The 17,248-nt window shown below is 65.4% G+C and carries 15 protein-coding genes and 1 pseudogene; 10 read left to right on the top strand and 6 right to left on the bottom strand.

The window, feature by feature from the left end; translation table 11 throughout:
• Nucleotides 1-429 precede the first annotated feature (429 nt).
• The 3 genes from ACWDPV_RS06280 to ACWDPV_RS06270 are packed head-to-tail and all read right to left on the bottom strand — an operon-like array spanning nt 430 to nt 3,070.
• Entirely contained in the window at nt 430-1,428 is a 999-nt protein-coding gene (locus tag ACWDPV_RS06280) for an FUSC family protein (protein WP_449742196.1), read from the bottom strand.
• Between the two features lie 14 nt (nt 1,429-1,442).
• Nucleotides 1,443-2,129 carry an MFS transporter gene (locus ACWDPV_RS06275; RefSeq protein WP_449742195.1) on the bottom strand — a complete coding sequence of 229 codons (687 nt, stop codon included), beginning with the start codon at nt 2,127-2,129 and terminating at the stop codon, nt 1,443-1,445.
• The gene (locus tag ACWDPV_RS06270; protein WP_348810264.1) at nt 2,126-3,070 is read right to left on the bottom strand and encodes a PPK2 family polyphosphate kinase; all 945 of its coding nucleotides are present in this window, start codon (nt 3,068-3,070) and stop codon (nt 2,126-2,128) included. Before ACWDPV_RS06270 ends, ACWDPV_RS06275 begins: the two co-directional genes overlap by 4 nt.
• Here ACWDPV_RS06270 and ACWDPV_RS06265 point away from each other — a divergent pair.
• From ACWDPV_RS06265 to ACWDPV_RS06245, 5 genes and pseudogenes are all read left to right on the top strand, one after another.
• Nucleotides 3,069-3,362: pseudogene (locus tag ACWDPV_RS06265) on the top strand (cation-transporting P-type ATPase); the annotation flags it as partial. The gene ACWDPV_RS06270 and the pseudogene ACWDPV_RS06265 sit on opposite strands and share 2 nt — an antisense overlap.
• A 55-nt stretch (nt 3,363-3,417) precedes the next feature.
• A complete protein-coding gene (locus ACWDPV_RS06260) occupies nt 3,418-3,726 on the top strand; it encodes a P-type ATPase (RefSeq protein ID WP_449742194.1) in 309 nt (102 codons plus the stop codon).
• Complete coding sequence (locus ACWDPV_RS06255) at nt 3,723-4,715, top strand: HAD-IC family P-type ATPase (protein WP_449742193.1); 993 nt, start codon at nt 3,723-3,725, stop codon at nt 4,713-4,715. The genes ACWDPV_RS06260 and ACWDPV_RS06255 overlap by 4 nt, the downstream gene beginning before the upstream one ends.
• Complete coding sequence (locus tag ACWDPV_RS06250) at nt 4,640-5,842, top strand: HAD-IC family P-type ATPase (RefSeq protein WP_449742192.1); 1,203 nt, start codon at nt 4,640-4,642, stop codon at nt 5,840-5,842. Before ACWDPV_RS06255 ends, ACWDPV_RS06250 begins: the two co-directional genes overlap by 76 nt.
• A 4-nt stretch (nt 5,843-5,846) precedes the next feature.
• Entirely contained in the window at nt 5,847-7,232 is a 1,386-nt protein-coding gene (locus tag ACWDPV_RS06245) for an APC family permease (protein ID WP_449742191.1), read from the top strand.
• Nucleotides 7,233-8,190: 958 nt separating this feature from the next.
• On the opposite strand, the gene ramB is transcribed toward ACWDPV_RS06245, so the two are convergent.
• The gene (gene ramB, locus ACWDPV_RS06240; protein ID WP_348810267.1) at nt 8,191-9,609 is read right to left on the bottom strand and encodes an acetate metabolism transcriptional regulator RamB; all 1,419 of its coding nucleotides are present in this window, start codon (nt 9,607-9,609) and stop codon (nt 8,191-8,193) included.
• Between the two features lie 51 nt (nt 9,610-9,660).
• Between ramB and ACWDPV_RS06235 the strand changes: the two genes are divergently transcribed.
• The 4 genes from ACWDPV_RS06235 to ACWDPV_RS06220 all read left to right on the top strand — a co-directional run bounded on the left by ACWDPV_RS06235 (nt 9,661) and on the right by ACWDPV_RS06220 (nt 14,353).
• A complete protein-coding gene (locus tag ACWDPV_RS06235) occupies nt 9,661-10,470 on the top strand; it encodes a hypothetical protein (protein ID WP_348810268.1) in 810 nt (269 codons plus the stop codon).
• A gap of 454 nt (nt 10,471-10,924) precedes the next feature.
• A complete protein-coding gene (gene aceA, locus ACWDPV_RS06230) occupies nt 10,925-12,211 on the top strand; it encodes an isocitrate lyase (protein WP_449742190.1) in 1,287 nt (428 codons plus the stop codon).
• 111 nt (nt 12,212-12,322) lie between these two features.
• A complete protein-coding gene (locus tag ACWDPV_RS06225; RefSeq protein WP_449742189.1) occupies nt 12,323-13,207 on the top strand; it encodes a 3-hydroxybutyryl-CoA dehydrogenase in 885 nt (294 codons plus the stop codon).
• A 354-nt stretch (nt 13,208-13,561) separates the two neighbouring features.
• Complete coding sequence (locus ACWDPV_RS06220) at nt 13,562-14,353, top strand: heparin-binding hemagglutinin (RefSeq protein ID WP_348805134.1); 792 nt, start codon at nt 13,562-13,564, stop codon at nt 14,351-14,353.
• 98 nt (nt 14,354-14,451) lie between these two features.
• Here ACWDPV_RS06220 and ACWDPV_RS06215 read toward each other — a convergent pair whose 3' ends face one another.
• On the bottom strand, nt 14,452-15,000 hold the full coding sequence (locus ACWDPV_RS06215; protein ID WP_449742188.1) for a helix-turn-helix domain-containing protein: 549 nt from the start codon (nt 14,998-15,000) through the stop codon (nt 14,452-14,454).
• 38 nt (nt 15,001-15,038) lie between these two features.
• Between ACWDPV_RS06215 and ACWDPV_RS06210 the strand changes: the two genes are divergently transcribed.
• Entirely contained in the window at nt 15,039-16,238 is a 1,200-nt protein-coding gene (locus ACWDPV_RS06210; protein WP_449742446.1) for a benzoate/H(+) symporter BenE family transporter, read from the top strand.
• Between the two features lie 90 nt (nt 16,239-16,328).
• Here ACWDPV_RS06210 and ACWDPV_RS06205 read toward each other — a convergent pair whose 3' ends face one another.
• A complete protein-coding gene (locus ACWDPV_RS06205) occupies nt 16,329-17,228 on the bottom strand; it encodes a polyphosphate kinase 2 family protein (RefSeq protein WP_449742187.1) in 900 nt (299 codons plus the stop codon).
• Nucleotides 17,229-17,248: the final 20 nt, after the last annotated feature.

The raw sequence follows: 17,248 nt of genomic DNA, 5'->3' as shown, positions 1-17,248 counted from the left end.
CTGATCACCGCCGTGGTGTTGGCCGGTTCGGCCGGGACCGTGTTTGCACTCGAGCCCCGCGGATCGACGATGGCAGCTGCCGTCGCCGGCAGGAACGAGCAACCCGCAGCACGCCCCGAGGGTGCGGTGCGCACCCTCAATTCACGGCCATCGGCCATCGTGGCAGCGGTGCCCCGCGACTCGGCCGACCTCGCGCCGGTGATCGCCGACCATCCCGACGCCTACATCGTCGCGCTCTTCGACGTACCTCATGCACGGCTGGGTCCCGCTGTGGCACGACAGATCTCGCCGATGATCGAGTTGGCGCTCGAGGTCTCGATGAGCATGGCCACGGCACGCGGTCAGCCCGATACGCTGCGCGGTCGCAGGTGTCTGGTCGATCATCGGGACGAGGCTACCTCGCCTCGGGTTGGGACGGGCCACCCCTGGTCAGCATCGACCCCAGGTGTGCGAGTTCGTCGGCCATCTCACGGACGGACGGATCGGCGGCTTGTCCGCCGTGCGCCGGCGGGGTCGGGGTTCGCTGGCCGAGGTGACCGGAGGCCGGGGTGACGCCTGGCTCAGCGTTTCCAGGGTCGCCGCGACTGCGGCGATGTCGTCGCCGGAGGTCGGGGTCCGTGATGCCGATGCGGCGGTGATCCGGTCGGCGACCCGCTCGGCGCCGGCGACGACAGGAATCCACGACCAGGCATCCGCGCCGGCCGGTGGAGGCTCGGAAAGGTTGCGCTGCAGGTGGACTCGCGTATCGGCGAGCTTCCGGTAGGTGTCGCGTCGGGATGCGGTGACCTGTGCGGGAGCGGCCCCGTCGGCAACAACTTTGGCATAGTAGGCCAGTGCCGTCAGCGCTCGGTTGAACTCTCGGGCGATCTGCGGTCGGCGCATCGAGGGCCAGATCAGGTAGCCGAAGATGATGAGGCCGCCGATGATGGTGGTGGACAACCGGGCCTCGCTGAGCGTGCGAAGGGATTCCGCGGGAGCGACCAGGTTGATCAGCCACATGATCAGCGGCACCATGAAGATCGCCTGCCACAGATAGGAGCGCGCCATGCCCCACGGTAGGAAGGCGGCGACGATTCCGATCACAACCGCTGTCGCCGCCGGGCCGTCGATCACAAGGCCGACCAGGACGGCGATGGCCGCACCCGCCACCGTGCCCACACTGCGCAGCACCGCACGGCTGAACACCGATCCCAGATCCGGCTTCATCACGAGGGCGACGGTGAGGGCGATCCAATATCCGCGTGGCACCGGCAGATAGAACAACGCCGCGTAGGCGACACCCGTGGACAATGCCAACTGTGTGGCCGAGGTGAGCAGCGCCGGACCGGGCAGGGCAGGCCGCGACCGTCCCCCGGGTCCACGGTCCTCACGAATCTGCGGCAGGTCGGCCCACATGGCCGACTCCAGCATGCACAGTCGAATGAGCATGTCGCCTTCGAGATTTAACGGCGGCAGCTTCTCTCCGGATCGGACGGCCGGCGCCGAGATGTCCAGCCGTGCGGCCGTGCGGGCGCACAGGTCGCGGTCGACGTCGTCGGCGAGCAGTCGCGCCAACAGCTGATCGGCGGCTCGGACGACCGTAGGGAGCCGAGGAGTGTTCCGATACCGACGAGTCCTCCGGCCACGAACCACCCGACGTCAAGGTGCCGGGTGAACAACGCCGACACCGCGAGTCCGAGAACCTGGCCGGCGCCGAAGGCCAGCCGCATCCATCCGATACGGTCGTTCCATTCGCTGTGGGGACGCCCTTCGACGATGAACATGCTCGCCGTGATCTGCGCGGCCCCGGCGCCGGCACCGGCGACCAGCATGCACAAAAACCACACCACCGCGTTGTCGACCAGACCGAACACGATGGCCCCGACGGCCATCACCGGGAAGCTGACCAGAAAGACCAGTCGCTGTGAGCCGGTACGGTCGGCGAAACTGCCGAATATCGGCGCGAGCAGGGTGCCGAGATAGAACGCGGCGACCACCGCACCCACCACGAAGGTCCCCGTGGACTCCACACTCAGCGGCAGCAGGATCGGGACGATGCCGCTGACGACCATGCCGACCATGGCATAGCCCATCAGCCACGGCGGAAGAAAACCCTTGAGTTGGGTGGTGATCGGTGGTGAGTTGCTCACTTCGAGGTGCCGGTATCCGACGAGTCGGGCAACGTTGAATCGGACACCGTTGAATCGGACATGGACGGATCGGCGAGCAGAGCCTTCTTCGCGTCCGCCAGGTGTGCCTTGACGTCGGCTGCGACGTCGGGATATTGCGGGTCGAGCTTCTCGAGTTCATGAACGATCACCGCGAGCGAGCACAGATGGCTGTACCACTTGTGGTCGGCCGGGATCACGTGCCACGGAGCGTGGTCGGTGCTGGTGTGGCTGAGCATCTCGCTGAACGCGTGCTGGTAGTCGTCCCAGTACCCGCGTTCGGTGAGGTCGGTCGGGGAGAACTTCCAGTTCTTCTCGGGACGGTCGATGCGTTCGAGGAATCGGCGCCCTTGCTCGGTCTTGGACACATTCAGGAATAGCTTGACCACCGTGGTGCCGTTGTCGGTGAGATGGCGCTCCCATTCGTTGATCTGCTTGTACCGCCGATGCCAGAGACCGTCGTTGTTCAACACCGCTGATTTCGGCCACAACATCTCCGGGTGAACGCGGGTCACGGTCACATTCTCGTAGTGCGACCGATTGAACACGGCTATTCGACCCAATTCCGGTAGGACCAACTGATGCCGCCACAGATAATCGTGAGCGCGTTCGGTGGGTGAGGGCGCCTTGAAACTGTAGATGTCCACCCCTTCGGGATTGACGCCGGACATCACATGCTTGATGGTGCTGTCTTTGCCCGCGGCGTCGATCGCCTGCAGCACGATCAACAACGAGCGGTCGGCGGCGGCGAAGAAGCGGTCCTGGAGATCGAACAGGGTCTCCTTGGCATGTTCGATTGCCGCGAGCCCACCTGCCTTGCCCAGTTGCCGGTCGTGTCGTGCGGCGTCGAAATCGTCCGGCAGGGTTACCTTTTGGCCGGGTTCGACGACTGTCTTCGCTGCCACCTCACTCCAGTTGACCATGTCCAGGACCTTTCGTTGTCAGGTTCCGTCACGCCCGGACATTGTCGAAGAATCGAAAGTCCACTGCGCGGGCGCAATTCGAGCGCGTGGACAATTTACCCGATACTGTATCGCCATGTCTCATGAGAGCACAGCAGCAACTGGCGCACCCCCTACAACATTGGCGATCGATCTGGAAAAAGCGCCGCTGCCCGATGTTCTTGAGCATCTCGGTGTTTCCGCCGACTCAGGTCTGACGGAACAAGAGGCGGCAGCGCGCCTGACGCAATACGGGCCCAATGGCATCCCGGAGAAGACGCAGAGTCTCGCGCCAGATCCTTTCCTACTTCACCGGTCCCATCGCCTACATGATCGAAATCGCGGCGGTGGTTTCCGGGGCGCTGCAGCACTGGGACGATTTCATCATCATCGTGGCCTTGCTGCTGTTCAACGCGGCACTGGGATTTTGGCAGGACCGGAAGGCGGCGAGTGCGCTCGCGGCCCTCAAGAAGGGACTGGCGCCGACGGCGACGGTGATGCGCGCGGGCTCGTGGACCACGATCGCCTCGCATGCCGTGGTGCCGGGCGATGTGGTGAGCATCCGCCTCGGCGAGATCGTGCCCGCGGATCTGCGGTTGCTCGGCGACGCGGACGTCTCGATCGATAGTCTGCGTTGACCGGTGAGTCGGTTCCGGTTCGCAAGAACGCCGGTGACGAGGCGTATTCCGGGTCGATCATCAAGCAGGGCGAGACCACGGCGGTGGTCATCGCCACCGGCGGTAGCACCTTCTTCGGCCGGACCGCCAAGCTGGTCGCGGGAGCGGGCACGATCTCCCATGCCCAGAAGGCGATGTTCCAGATCGGTAACTTCCTGATCATCGTCGCCGTCGCGTTGGCGGCGGTCCTCGTCTTGTTCGAGGTGTTCCACAACTTCGACACCGAATGGTCGGGCAGCGCAGGCGATCAGGTCAACAAGGCACTGGGCATCGTCCAGTTCGTGCTGGTCCTGCTGGTTGCCTCCATTCCGGTCGCGATGCCCGCGGTGTTCTCGGTGACCATGGCACTCGGCGCGCTCGCTTTGTCGAAACAGGAGGCGATCGTCTCGCGTCTGCAATCCATCGAGGAGATGGCGGGCATCGACATCCTGTGCTCGGACAAGACAGGCACGTTGACGAAGAACAAGCTCACCCTGGGTGACCCGATCCTGGTGGCCGCCACGCAGGGCTCGGAGGTGATCCTGGCCGGCGCACTCGCCTCGCGTGCCGAGGACCACGATGCGATCGACGACGCGGTGATCGCGGGGTTGGCCGACCCCGGCGCCGTCTCTGCCTGGACCGTGCAGCAGTTCACCCCGTTCGATCCCGTCACCAAGTACACCAAGGCGTTGGTCCGCTCCGCGGACGGGACGGCCAAGATCGTCGCGAAAGGCGCTCCGCAGGCCATCCTTGACCTGGCCAATGCCGCTGACGATGTGTCGGCCACCGTCACGACGTCGGTCGCCGATCTCGCCGCCCACGGCAATCGCGCACTGGCCGTTGCCGAATCGTGCGACGACCGGGGTCGAGCTGGTCGGTGCTCGGGGTGCTGCCGATGTTCGACCCGCCCCGCGATGACAGTAAAGCGACCATCGATCTGGCGCGCGAGAAGGGTGTCGAGGTGCGGATGATCACTGGTGACGACACCGCCATCGCCGTCGAAACCGCACGAGAACTGGGTTTGGGCACCAACATCCTGACCGCCGGGGACGTCTTCCCGGCCGATTTCGATCCCGACAGCGTGCCACCGGCGATCGCCGATGCGATCGAGAAAGCCGACGGATTCGCCCGGGTGTTCCCGGAGCACAAGTACGCGATCGTCAAGTCGTTGCAGCAGCGTGGTCATCTCGTCGCGATGACCGGCGACGGCGTCAACGATGCGCCGGCACTCAAACAGGCCGATTGTGGCACGGCCGTCTCGGGTGCCACCGATGCCGCGCGCGGCGCGGCGGCGCTGATCCTGACCGCGCCCGGCCTCTCGGTCATCAACAGCGCGATCGATGAGGCGCGGCGCATCTTCGGGCGGGTGAACAGCTACACCATCTACCGCGTCGCCCTCACGATCGACATCATGTTTCTGGTTGTCCTCGCGACACTCATCCTCGGCTTCCAGCCGTTGACGGCGGTCATGATCGTCATCATCTCGCTGCTCGACGATGTGCCGATCATGACGATCGCCTACGACAACACCCCGGTCAGCAAGAAACCGATTCGGTGGCAGATGCCGAAGGTTCTGGGTAATTCCGCTGTGCTCGGCTTCTTTTCGGTGATCCAGTCTCTCGGGTTGCTGTTCCTCGTTTACGGCGCGGCGCAGGTCAGCGGTGGACTATTCAGGGTGGCGTCGTGGTCGGGCGACCAGCACCTGGCGATGGATCAGATCCAGACGGCGGTGTTCCTGCAACTCGTCACCGGCGGGCACCTGCTGATCTTCGTCACCCGTGCGCAGCGGTGGTTCTTCCTGCGGCCGTTCCCGTCGTGGCAACTTGTCGCCGCGATCGCCGGAACCCAGATTCTGGCCATTCTGATGAGCGGATTCGGCTGGCTGATGACTGCGCTGCCCTGGGAGATGGTGGGCGTGACTTTGGCGTACTGCGTGGTGTGGGTGTTCATCCTCGGCGCGGTGCGGCTGGTGGCCGAGAAGGCCATCGACCGGCGGTCGGGCCCGTGGAACAAGGCCGAGGAGATGTTCGTGCAGGATCTGCGTGAGGTCGCCATGGTGCGGCCGCATCCCGCCCATGCCGCCCAAACGAGAAAGTGAGCACATGACGTCGTCAACTCAGCCGGTTCGCAAAAGCGCCATCGGCGTGGCCTCGGCGACCGCGATCGGCGTAGGCGGGATGATGGGTGCCGGTCTGTACACCCTGCTCGGTTTGGCGGCGACGACCGCTGGGGTGTGGCTACCGGTGGCTTTTCTTGTGGGCGGCATGGTTTCGCTCTTCAGTGTGTACTCGTATGCCAAGCTCGGGGCCCGATTTCCGAGTCGCGGTGGCGCTGCGGAATTTCTGATCCGGTGCTTCGGTGACGGAATCGTCGCGGGTGGTCTCAACATTTTCCAGTTCCTCGGCTGGATCATCGCGATGGCTCTCTACGCAGCCGGGTTCGCCGGTTACGCACGTCACCTACTGCCCTTCGACACCCCGGAATGGTCGGGAAAGGCCATCGGGGTCGGCCTGGTCGTGGTACTGATCCTGGTCAACGTGCTCGGCTCGAAACTGGTCGGCCGATCCGAGATGTTTGTGATCGCCACCGAACTCGCGATCATTGCCGCCTTCGTCGTGGCTGCCTGCTTCAAAGCCGAGCCCGGGCGTTTCGATCAGGTGGGTGGCGACGGGATCATCGGAATTTTCTTTGCCGCGGGACTGCTCTATGTGACCTACGAGGGATTCGGTGTGGTCACCAATTCGGCCGGTGACATGAGCAACCCGGTGAAACAATTGCCGCGCGCCATGTACCAGTCCCTGTTCATTGTGATTCTTGTCTACGTCGTGGTCAGTTCGCTGGTGGTGATGGTGATGTCGCTGTCGGATATCGAGACCAATCAGGGGCATGTGCTCTCCGACGCGGGTCGCGCCGTACTGGGTCAGTTCGGGTTCGTGGTAGTCGGTGCTGCTGCGTTGTTGGCGACCGCGTCAGGGGTGAATGCGACCTTGTTCGGCGACGCCAATCTAGCGTTCACCGTCGCGAAAACTGGTGAGATGCCGTCGTATTTCGCTCGTGGAGTATGGCGCAGTGGAACCTGGGGCCTCTTGCTTGCAGGCGCCCTGACCTGTGCCTTTGTCATATTCTTCCCGCTGGCAGCAGTAGGACAGATGGCGAGCCTGGCCTTCCTGATCGTCTACGGTACCGTCAGCGTCGGCCACCTGCGAGTGCATCGTGACACCGGTGCGAACAAATGGATTCTTGTTCTGGCCATCGTGCTGAATCTTGCACTGTTCTGCCTGCTGTTGGGCTATGCGATCACCACCGGACCCGCGAGCACCTGGATTACCCTGATCGTGGTGCTGGTGCTCAGTTTCGTGGCGGAGTACGTCTACCGGCGAATCACCGGACGCGCCTTGCGAATCTGGTCGCCGACCGCACTCCCCAGGCCGATCGCCGCTGCCACCGGCACCGACGAGGGCCGACCCCAGGGCCGATCCACCCGATGACCAAGAACGCACCCACACACAGACTTCGCCGATGCAACCCCATCGATCGACGTTCGCCACGCCCAGACGTCGATTCGTGAACTCCAAGGCTGTGTCGCTGCCACGCGTACGCCGTGGTGGTCGTGGAGAGACCCGCCGAGAAGCAGGCCATTCAGCACGGCTCCTTGATCACCAAGCGTGAGACCACGCCGATCCGAAGTCGACCGCTCCAGGACGCGGTGTTCAATGACGCGGTGTTCAATTCTGAGCCAGTTCCGAAAAAGGACCACTTAACTACCCACGCGTCCACCGACGTCGCTGGCGTGAACATGGCACTGGAGCCAGAGGCATACCGAGAACTGCACTGGCACAAGGAAGTCGAGTGGGCTCAGTGCTGGTCGGTAGCTGTCGCGTGACGGCGATTGACGAGCACGGACGCTCGTTCATCGATGACGTCAAGGCCGGCGATCTGTGGAGCTTGGAGGCCGGGCTCCCGCACTCGATCCAGGGGCTCGAGGGGTGGCGTCGAGTTCTTGCTGGTCTTCAGTGACCCGGATTTCTCGGAGAATTTCACGTTTCTTCTGTCGGACTGGTTCGCGCACACACCGCAGGATGTCGACGCCGTGAACTTCCGAAAGACCGTGGGAGACATCAGTGTTTTCGACGTGAACACCTTCCCAGCCGCCAAGACGATTTCGGCAGCATTCGTCGAGGTCGAGCCCGGCGGAATGCGTTAATTGCACTGGCGCCCAAGGCTGCGGAGGGGCAGTACTACATTCAGGGTCTCGTCGCCGGTCACCATGTGCAGAACATCGGAGATGAGAAAGCCGATCTTCGTCGAGGCGTTCATGTACCCCGAGTACTCCGATGTATCTGCGCGAAAGTGGTTGGCATCCAACCCGGCTCAGATTGGCGGCCGACGGACGGGTCGACCCCGGCGACGGCGCGGCGCCGACCGAGCATCTGCGCCGACAGTGAGTCACACCGTCATATACGGCGACACCGTCGAGCCGTGCTCGTTGATCCGCAACTCGGTGCCCAGTGACGGGAAGGCGCGTTGGGTACAGCTCTGACGTTCGCACACGCGGCAGCCGGCGCCGATCGGGGTGATGCGGGCCTGCGGTCCGATCTCGAGGCCGTCGGAGTAGATGACGCGGGCGGCATGGCGTAGTTCGCAGCCGAGGCCGATGGCGAAGGTCTTGCCCGGTTGGCCGAAGCGCGCGGCGCGTCGTTCGACGGTGCGGGCGATCCAGAAATACTCACGGCCGTCGGGCATCTCGGCGATCTGGGTGAGGATCTTGCCCGGCGAGGCGAACGTCTCGTACACATTCCACAGCGGGCAGGTGCCACCGGATGCGGAGAAGTGAAATCCGGTGGCGGACTGCCGTTTCGACATGTTGCCGGCCCGGTCGACGCGGACGAACGACCACGGGATGCCACGCAGGTTGGGGCGTTGCAGGGTGGACAGGCGATGGCATACGGTCTCGTAACTGACCGCGTAGAAGGCCGAGAGGCGTTCGATGTCATAGCGGAAATCTTCTGCGGCGCCGTGGAATTGGGCGTAGGGGAGCAGTGCCGCGCCGGCGAAGTAGTTGGCCAGTCCGTAGCGGGCGAGCGAGCGTGCGTCGTCGTTGCTGAAGTTGCCCTCGTCGACGAGTTGCCCGATCAGGTCGCCGTATTCCAGGTAGGCGAGTTCGGCGGCCAGTTTGAAGGCCCGTTGTCCCGCCGACAACGCCGCGGACACCTCGAGGCGCCGCGAGGCCGGATCGAAGCGATGCAGCACGTAGTCGCCGAGGTCGACGCGGCGGGCGACGGTCACGCCGTGGCGCTTCTCGAGCCGGTCGATGATCTCTCGGCGCACATCGCCGGAGTGCATCCGCATCCGCGTGGTCATCTCCTCGGCCGCCACGTCGAGCTCGTGAATGTAGTTGCGGCGTTGGGAGAAGTAGTCGCGGACCTCGTCGTGGGGGGCGCTGATCGCGCCGCGCATGGAACGGTCGCCGCGTTCGTCGGTGGCGGCGGCGAGCTGATCGGTGGCGATCCGGTAGCGGCGATACAGGTTCACCATGGCGGCCGCGATCTCGGGATGACCGGAGACCATGGTGCTGATCCCCTGCGCGTCGTGGGCGGCATCGGGTGCCTCCACGTCGTCGTCGAGGAGCACCTCGCGCAGCTCGGCGACGAGACGCACATCGTCCTGGGAGTCGAAGAATCCCGCGTCGACCCCGAAGGTCTGGGTGATCTTCTCCAACACCGCCGCGGTCAGCGGCCGCGCGTCATGTTCGATCTGGTTGAGATACGACGGTGAGATCGCCAGGGTCTGGGCCAGTGCGACCTGGGACAACCCGCGCTCGGAGCGCAGTTGACGCAGGCGAGAGCCCACATACGTCTTCGGCATCGCCCCACCTCCTTGTGCCAGGGCGTGTGTTCCACAGGATACGGTGACCGCGTGCGGGTGCAGCGCGCTCTTCGGCGCAGATCGACGGTCGGGACCCTCGGGGTGATGGTGGCGCTGTCGGCGACGGCGACCCTCGCGGCGGGATGCTCCCACGAGGCGACGACGGTCCCGGCCGCCTCGGTGGCCCCCGCGGATCTGCTCCTCGACCCGGCCGGGCTGCCGGCCGGCTTCACCCCGGTGCAGTTGCCCGTGAAGCAGTTGATCGACGCCAACGCGACGCAGTTGTCGGCGGCACAGTCGACCACCGTCACCCCGCCGCAGTGCCGGCCGACTGCGGACGCCGACCTCAATCATCGGCTGACCGAGGCCGACACCGCGGTCCTCGGTGCCCAGTCGGGTTTCGGGAATCTCGTCGAATTGGTGACCATGCAGACACGCGATCTCGGTGCGGACATCGCCGCCACCACGGGAGCCTGCGCGCGTACCGAGACGACCATCCGGCAGGGCAACCTGGCCGGCACCACGATCGTCACCGTGTCGACCGTCCTGCCGCAGCCGCCACTCACCGATCACGCCGACGACGTCGAACAGATGCACGTCGTGGAGTCGGCGACCACCACCACCCTTCCCGACAAGGGCGTGCAGACCGCCGTCTCCTACAGCGGATATGCGCTGCTCACCCGGCCCGGTGGCGTGCCGGTGCGGTCGCCGGCGACGGTGTCGTTGACGGTGTCGGGCGAGACCACCGACGCGGTGCGGCCTCCTGCACCGGCGCCCGTGGCACGTCCGCCGATGTCCCGCGAGGAGTTCGTCACGCTATTCGGCACCGCCGTGACCACCGCGGCGCAAGGTCACACCTGACGACGGTGTCGGCGCTGATCACATGCCGTGAACCGGCGTGGTCGCGGGGAGGACACCGGCCCTTCGGCGTTTGCCTGTGAATCCCGTCACAGCGGGTGAGGGGCGGACGACGCCGTGTGCGGCCAGGGCGCCTCGGCGTGTGCACGTCGGGTCGGCCACGTACGATGGGAAAAACCCAGTACGCGCGTACTTTTTGCGAGCGTGGCCGTGTTTTCACACTCTCACCTTCGCAAGATTTGCAAAATCTTCGCGAAAGCTGGCCGCCTTTCGCACGATAAACCCGACTGGACCTGCGGGTTTGCCCTGTGGCAATCTTGATTGCAGACACCGCCGGAGAGCTACGGAGAGTTCGCAACCGAGCCCCCGGATGTCTGTCAGAAGGGTTCGCCGTACCGGCGCAACCACCCACGGCCCCTTACGTCGGCCGAGCAGCACAACGAAAGCGAAGTGGCTAATGAGCAACGTCGGAAAGCCCCGCACCGCCGCGGAAATCCAGCAGGACTGGGACACCAACCCGCGTTGGAAGGGCATCAAGCGCGAGTACACCGCCGAGCAGGTGGCCGAACTCCAGGGCAACGTCCTCGAGGAGCACACCCTCGCCAAGCGTGGCGCCGAGATCCTGTGGGAGGGCGTGAACGGTGACAACTACATCAACGCTCTCGGCGCTCTGACCGGTAACCAGGCCGTGCAGCAGGTGCGCGCGGGCCTCAAGGCCATCTACCTGTCCGGTTGGCAGGTCGCCGGTGACGCGAACCTCTCCGGCCACACCTACCCCGACCAGTCGCTCTACCCGGCCAACTCGGTGCCCCAGGTGGTGCGTCGCATCAACAACGCGCTGCTGCGTGCCGACGAGATCGCCCGCGTCGAGGGTGACAACGCCGTCGACAACTGGGTCGTCCCGATCGTCGCCGACGGTGAGGCCGGCTTCGGTGGCGCCCTCAACGTCTACGAACTGCAGAAGGCGATGATCGCCGCGGGTGCCGCCGGTACCCACTGGGAGGATCAGCTCGCCTCGGAGAAGAAGTGCGGTCACCTCGGTGGCAAGGTGCTCATCCCCACCCAGCAGCACATCCGCACCCTGACCTCGGCCCGCCTGGCCGCCGACGTCGCCAACACCCCGACCGTCGTCGTCGCCCGTACCGACGCCGAGGCCGCCACCCTGATCACCTCGGACGTCGACGATCGCGACAAGCCGTTCGTGACCGGTGAGCGCACCTCCGAGGGCTTCTACAACGTGCAGAAGGGCATCGAGCCCTGCATCGCGCGTGCCAAGGCCTACGCCCCGTACGCCGACCTGATCTGGATGGAGACCGGTAAGCCCGACCTCGAGGTCGCCCGCCAGTTCGCCGAGGCCGTCAAGGCCGAGTTCCCGGACCAGCTTCTCGCCTACAACTGCAGCCCGTCCTTCAACTGGAAGCAGCACCTGGACGACGCGACCATCGCGAAGTTCCAGAACGAGCTCGGCGCCATGGGCTTCAAGTTCCAGTTCATCACCCTGGCCGGCTTCCACGCCCTGAACTACTCGATGTTCGACCTGGCCTACGGCTACGCCCGTGAGCAGATGGCCGCCTACGTCGATCTGCAGGAGCGCGAGTTCGCTGCCGAGGCCCGTGGCTACACCGCCACCAAGCATCAGCGTGAGGTCGGTGCCGGCTACTTCGACAGGATCGCCACCACCGTCGATCCCAACACCTCGACCGCGGCTCTCAAGGGCTCGACCGAGGAAGGCCAGTTCCACTAGGAACTCGGTCAGACCGCAGGTACGCGGTTTCGGAGTTGACAAGACAGGCGGTCCGCGGCCTTCGCTGCGGGCCGCCTGTCGGCATCTGGGTGATCTGTGAGGAGTCTGGTTGTGTCCGGTGAGATGATCTCGCGTGTGGGTGTCGTCGGCGCCGGGCAGATGGGCTCCGGGATCGCCGAGGTGTGCGCGCGGGCCCACGTCGACGTCCTCGTGTTCGAGCCGACGAAGGCGGCGGTGTCGGCCGGCCGGTCCCGCATCCTGCGGTCGCTCGACCGTGGCGTGTCGACGGGCAAACTGACCGAGCGGGAACGTGAACAGGCCGTCGGCCGATTGCGATTCACCTCCGATCTCGGCGATTTCTCCGATCGGCAGATGGTGTGCGAGGCCGTCATCGAGGACGAGGGCGTCAAGACCGAGATCTTCGCCTCGCTCGACAAGGTGGTCGCCGACCCCGACGCGGTACTCGCCTCCAACACGTCGTCGATCCCCATCGCCGTCCTCGGCAAGGCCACCGGCGACGCCTGCCGGGTCATCGGCATGCACTTCTTCAACCCGGTTCCGGTACTCCCGCTCGTCGAGCTCGTGTTCACCCCGCTGACCGCTCCGGGGGTCGCCGATCGGGCCGAGACATTCGCCAGCGAGGTCCTGGGCAAACAGGTCATCCGCTCCGCCGATCGATCCGGCTACATCATCAACGCACTGCTCATTCCCTACCTGCTGTCGGCAATCCGCATGGTGGAGAGCGGTTTTGCCGCGGCCGAGGACATCGACAAGGGTATGGTGCTGGGCTGTGCGCACCCCATGGGTCCGTTGCGGCTGGCCGATCTGGTCGGTCTGGACACGGTCAAGGTGATCGCCGAGGGGATGTACGAGGAATTCGGTGAGCCCCTCTACGCCCCGCCGCCCATCCTGGCGCGCATGGTCGCGCAGGGGCGGCTCGGCAAGAAGGCCGGTGCCGGCTTCTACGACTACGCGTCCCCCAACGCCGCCCGATAGGATATGGCATATCTCGAATGCGAGATATTGAACTCGGAGTGAGTGCACTTCTGCGCGGGCCTCGGCGGTGGGCCGATTTTCGAGCGGGTGCGAGGCACGTGCGTAATCGACTGTGCTGAAAAGCTTTTCGGATATCCGGAGCCGGTCTCCGTCGATCCCGCGATGTGGTACGCCTGTACTCTTTATGACCGTGCTAACAAACTGCTTGCAATTGCTAGCGAGAAGTGGATACTGGTAGGTGGAAGCGCTGCACGAGTGATCCCCGACCGGCGGTCATTGATCACCCACCTGATCTGTTGCCCGAAAATACTTGCGCCGCAATACTTCTGCCAAACCCTTATCAAGGAGGCCGATATGAGCACCACCGAACGTACCCTTGCGAATCCCTTCTATGCCGTGGTCGGTGCGGGCGATCTGGCCCTGCAGCAGGTCACCGATGCCGTCACGCAGCTGCGTGAGCGCACCGAGGCCGCCACCGAGAGCGCGACCACGCGCTTCGAGGAGTCCAAGACCAAGCTCGAGGAAACCCGCACCAAGCTGAACAGCCTGCCCGAGGATGTTCCCTCGATCGACGAGATCCGCGCGAAGCTGACCACCGAGGAGATCACGAAGTTCGTCGAGCCCTACGTCGAACTCGCGACCAGCTTCTACAACTCGCTGGCCGAGCGCGGCGAGGAGACCCTCGAGCGTCTGCGTCAGCAGCCGATGGTCCAGGAAGGCCTGACCCGCGCCGAGAAGACCTACAACGACGCTGTCGACCTGACCGAGGACGCCCTCGGAGTGGTATCGCACCAGACCCGCTCCGTCGGTGAGCAGGCTGCGAAGATCGCCGGACTGGTCGGCGCCCGCGTGGGCGAGGCCAGCGACGCGCTCGACGACGCCGCCGACAAGCTCGGCGACAAGATCGACGAGGCCGCCCTCGAGGTCGGCGAGAAGCTTGACGAGGCCGGCGAGGCCGTGACCGAAGCCGGTCAGACCATCAAGGCCAACTCGGCCACCGCCGCGTCGAAGGTTGACGGAGCCGCCGGCACCGTCGAGGGCAAGGCGCGTACCGCCAACTCGTCACCGGCCAAGAAGATCGCCGCCGCCAAGAAGGCTCCCGCCAAGAAGGCTCCGGCGAAGAAGGCCACCGGCCCGGAGGCCTGATCGGCACGACCGACCACAGACACGGCCCCCCGCGGATGCTTTCCGCGGGGGGTCGTGTCGTGTTGTCTTGGTGTCGTGTTCTCTGTGCTGTTTTGTTCTCAGGGCCGGGCCGGCGAGTGGATCGTCAGGACCGCCAGGGCGCCGTCGTCGCTGCGGTAGGTGTGTTCGGTGTCGGAGGGCCACTGCAGCGATTCACCTTGTCCGGCAGACCGTTCGGCCCCCGTCGGGCCGGCGGTCAGGAGTCCGGACACCACGTGCACATGTTCGACGACGCCGTCGCCGTGTGGGGGTGAAGTGCGGATGCCGCCGGGCAACACCCGGAGCCAGAAGACCTCGGTCGTCGCGCCGTCGGGATGATGCTCGACGTGCAGGAGTCGCGCCGACAGGTGTGTGCCGGAGCCCTCGGTGCCCGCGTCCTCGCCGAGTAGTGCCGACAGCGGGACGCCGAGTGGTCCGGCGACGGCGTAGAGCGTGTCGATGGTGGGGTTGCGTTGTCCCGCTTCGAGTTCGGAGAGAGATCCCTTGCCGATGCCGGCGGCGCGGGCCAATGCGGACAGGCTCATCCCACGTGCGGAGCGCAGGCCGGCGATCCGGTCGCCGATCGCCCGGCGGCGGGCGGCGGTGGCATCCGGATCGTTGTCGGGCACGGTTCCACCGTCCTTCCCATCGTTCTGTAAACAGAACGATACACGCTATGCTGGCCGACGTGACCACCAGAGCGCCCTCGATGAGCGAACCCATCACGGCCGGAATCATCACCGCGCTCGTCGGATTCACCTCGTCTTTCGTGGTCGTGGTCGCCGGGTTGCGGGCGGTCGGGGCGTCGTCGGAGCAGGCCGCGTCGGGGCTGCTGGCCCTGACCGTCACCTTCGCGGTGGGCATCGTCGTCCTGTGCGTCGTGACCCGCAAACCCATCACGCTGGCCTGGTCGACGCCGGGCGCGGCGATGCTGGTGGCCGCCGGCGCCGACTATCACGCCGGATGGTCGGCGGCGGTCGGGGCTTTCCTCGTCGTCGGCGTGCTCATCCTCGCAACCGGTCTGATCCCGGCCCTCGGAGATCTCATCGGGCGAATCCCGACGCCGATCGCGCAGGCGATGCTGGCCGGGGTGCTGCTCACGCTCTGCTTGGCGCCGATGAAATCGCTTGCACTGCAACCGCTGCTGACTCTTCCGATCCTGATGGTCTGGCTCGCCGCGACCCGATGGTTGACCCGCTGGGCGCTTCCGCTGGCGTTGGTGACCGCACTCGTGGTGATCGGTGCCTACGTCGGGGTGCACGGAATCGACGACGGCGTCGCCATCGACTGGTGGCCGCAGATCGCCTGGACGACACCCTCCTTCGACGTCTCGGCGATCATCGGGTTGGCCGTCCCGCTGTACGTGGTCACCATGGCGTCACAGAATGTGCCCGGCGTCGCCGTCCTGAAATCCTTCGGCTACGAAACACCCTGGCGTCCGGCCATGTTCGTCACCGGAGCCGGAACGGTGATCGGCGCACCGTTCGGCGGGCACGCCATCAACCTGGCCGCACTGTCGGCGGCACTCGCCGCCGGTGAGGAGGCGGGTGCCGACCGGAGTCGACGCTGGATCGCCGGCGTGTCCGCCGGCATCTCGTATCTGGTGCTCGCCGGGCTGTCCGGGGTGCTCGTCACCATCACCGCCATCGCACCGCAGGGACTCCTCGAATCCGTTGCCGGACTGGCGCTGCTGGCGACCTTCGCGAACGCCCTGCTGGGTGCCTTCGCCCACGACGAGTTCCGCATCGCGGCGGCACTGACCTTCGTCACCGCTGCGGCGGGCGTCACGTTCTGGGGGATCAGCGGGGCGTTCTGGGCGATCGTCGTCGGACTGGTGGCGCACGGGGTGTTGCGGCGACCGGCCTGACGTGGCGCGTAATCCACTCGCATGCTCAACTCTCATACGCACGCAATGCATTCCGTGTATATGGGAGCCGAACGCGCAACTCCCACCTTGCTAGACGTCCAGTGCCGCGACCCGCTTCTTCTCCACCTCGACCTCGAAATCTGCGGGCGGCCAATCCAAATCGAGTCCGGACAGTGCGTCGATGAGCAGTTCGCAGACCGCGAGTCGGGAGAACCACTTGCGGTTGGCCGGGATCAGGTACCACGGCGCGTCATCGGAGTCGCACCGGTCGAAGATCGCCTGATACGCCTCGAGGTACTGGTCCCAGTAGGCGCGTTCGTCGATGTCGCCGGGGTTGTACTTCCAGTACTTGTCCGGCCGCTCCAGACGTTCGGTCAGACGTGCCTTCTGCTCCGACTTCGACACCACCAGAGCGCATTTGATGATCGTCGTGCCGGCGTCGATCAGTTCGGACTCGAACTGGTTGATGATGTCGTAATGCCCCGACCACTCCGACTCCGGCACCAGATTGTGCACCCGGACCGGCAGGACGTCCTCGTAGTGCGACCGGTCGAAGACGCCGATACGTCCGGCGGGTGGCAGCGCGTTGCGGATGCGCCACAGGAAGTCATGCTGGAGTTCCTCGGGCGTGGGCTTGCCGAAACCCTTGATGGCCAGGCCCTGGGGATCGAGAAGGCCGCCGACGTGGCGGACGATCCCGCCCTTGCCCGCGGCGTCCATCCCCTGCAGGACCAGCAGCACCGACCGGCGATCGCCCGCGCGGCCGTTCGCGTACAACAACTCCTGCAGGTCGGCGAGGACGGTGCCGCGTTCGGTCAGGAGGGTCTCGCCGAGTTCGCGGTCACCGTCGAATCCGGGGGTCGAGTCGGCGTCGAAGCCGGCGATCGGTCCGGTGTGGGCGACCCGGAGGGCGGTGGTCGGCGGCGCGGACCAGCCGGTCGTGGACTTCGGGGACTTCGCGTGCCCGTTCTTGTTGCCGTTCTTGCCCATTGCCTCACGACCTCCTCGTC

It is taken from the genome of Gordonia sp. NPDC003504, assembly GCF_053587995.1.
This window is presented reverse-complemented; position numbering and strand designations above follow the sequence as displayed.

Excerpts from the sequence above, each read along its gene's own strand:
- ACWDPV_RS06205 (WP_449742187.1), bottom strand. The coding sequence starts at position 17,228 with ATGGGCAAGAACGGCAACAAGAACGGGCACGCGAAGTCCCCGAAGTCC.
- ACWDPV_RS06245 (WP_449742191.1), top strand. The coding sequence starts at position 5,847 with ATGACGTCGTCAACTCAGCCGGTTCGCAAAAGCGCCATCGGCGTGGCC.
- ACWDPV_RS06260 (WP_449742194.1), top strand. The coding sequence starts at position 3,418 with ATGATCGAAATCGCGGCGGTGGTTTCCGGGGCGCTGCAGCACTGGGAC.
- ACWDPV_RS06280 (WP_449742196.1), bottom strand. The coding sequence starts at position 1,428 with ATGCTCATTCGACTGTGCATGCTGGAGTCGGCCATGTGGGCCGACCTG.
- ACWDPV_RS06220 (WP_348805134.1), top strand. The coding sequence starts at position 13,562 with ATGAGCACCACCGAACGTACCCTTGCGAATCCCTTCTATGCCGTGGTC.
- ACWDPV_RS06250 (WP_449742192.1), top strand. The coding sequence starts at position 4,640 with ATGTTCGACCCGCCCCGCGATGACAGTAAAGCGACCATCGATCTGGCG.
- ramB (WP_348810267.1), bottom strand. The coding sequence starts at position 9,609 with ATGCCGAAGACGTATGTGGGCTCTCGCCTGCGTCAACTGCGCTCCGAG.
- ACWDPV_RS06270 (WP_348810264.1), bottom strand. The coding sequence starts at position 3,070 with ATGGTCAACTGGAGTGAGGTGGCAGCGAAGACAGTCGTCGAACCCGGC.
- aceA (WP_449742190.1), top strand. The coding sequence starts at position 10,925 with ATGAGCAACGTCGGAAAGCCCCGCACCGCCGCGGAAATCCAGCAGGAC.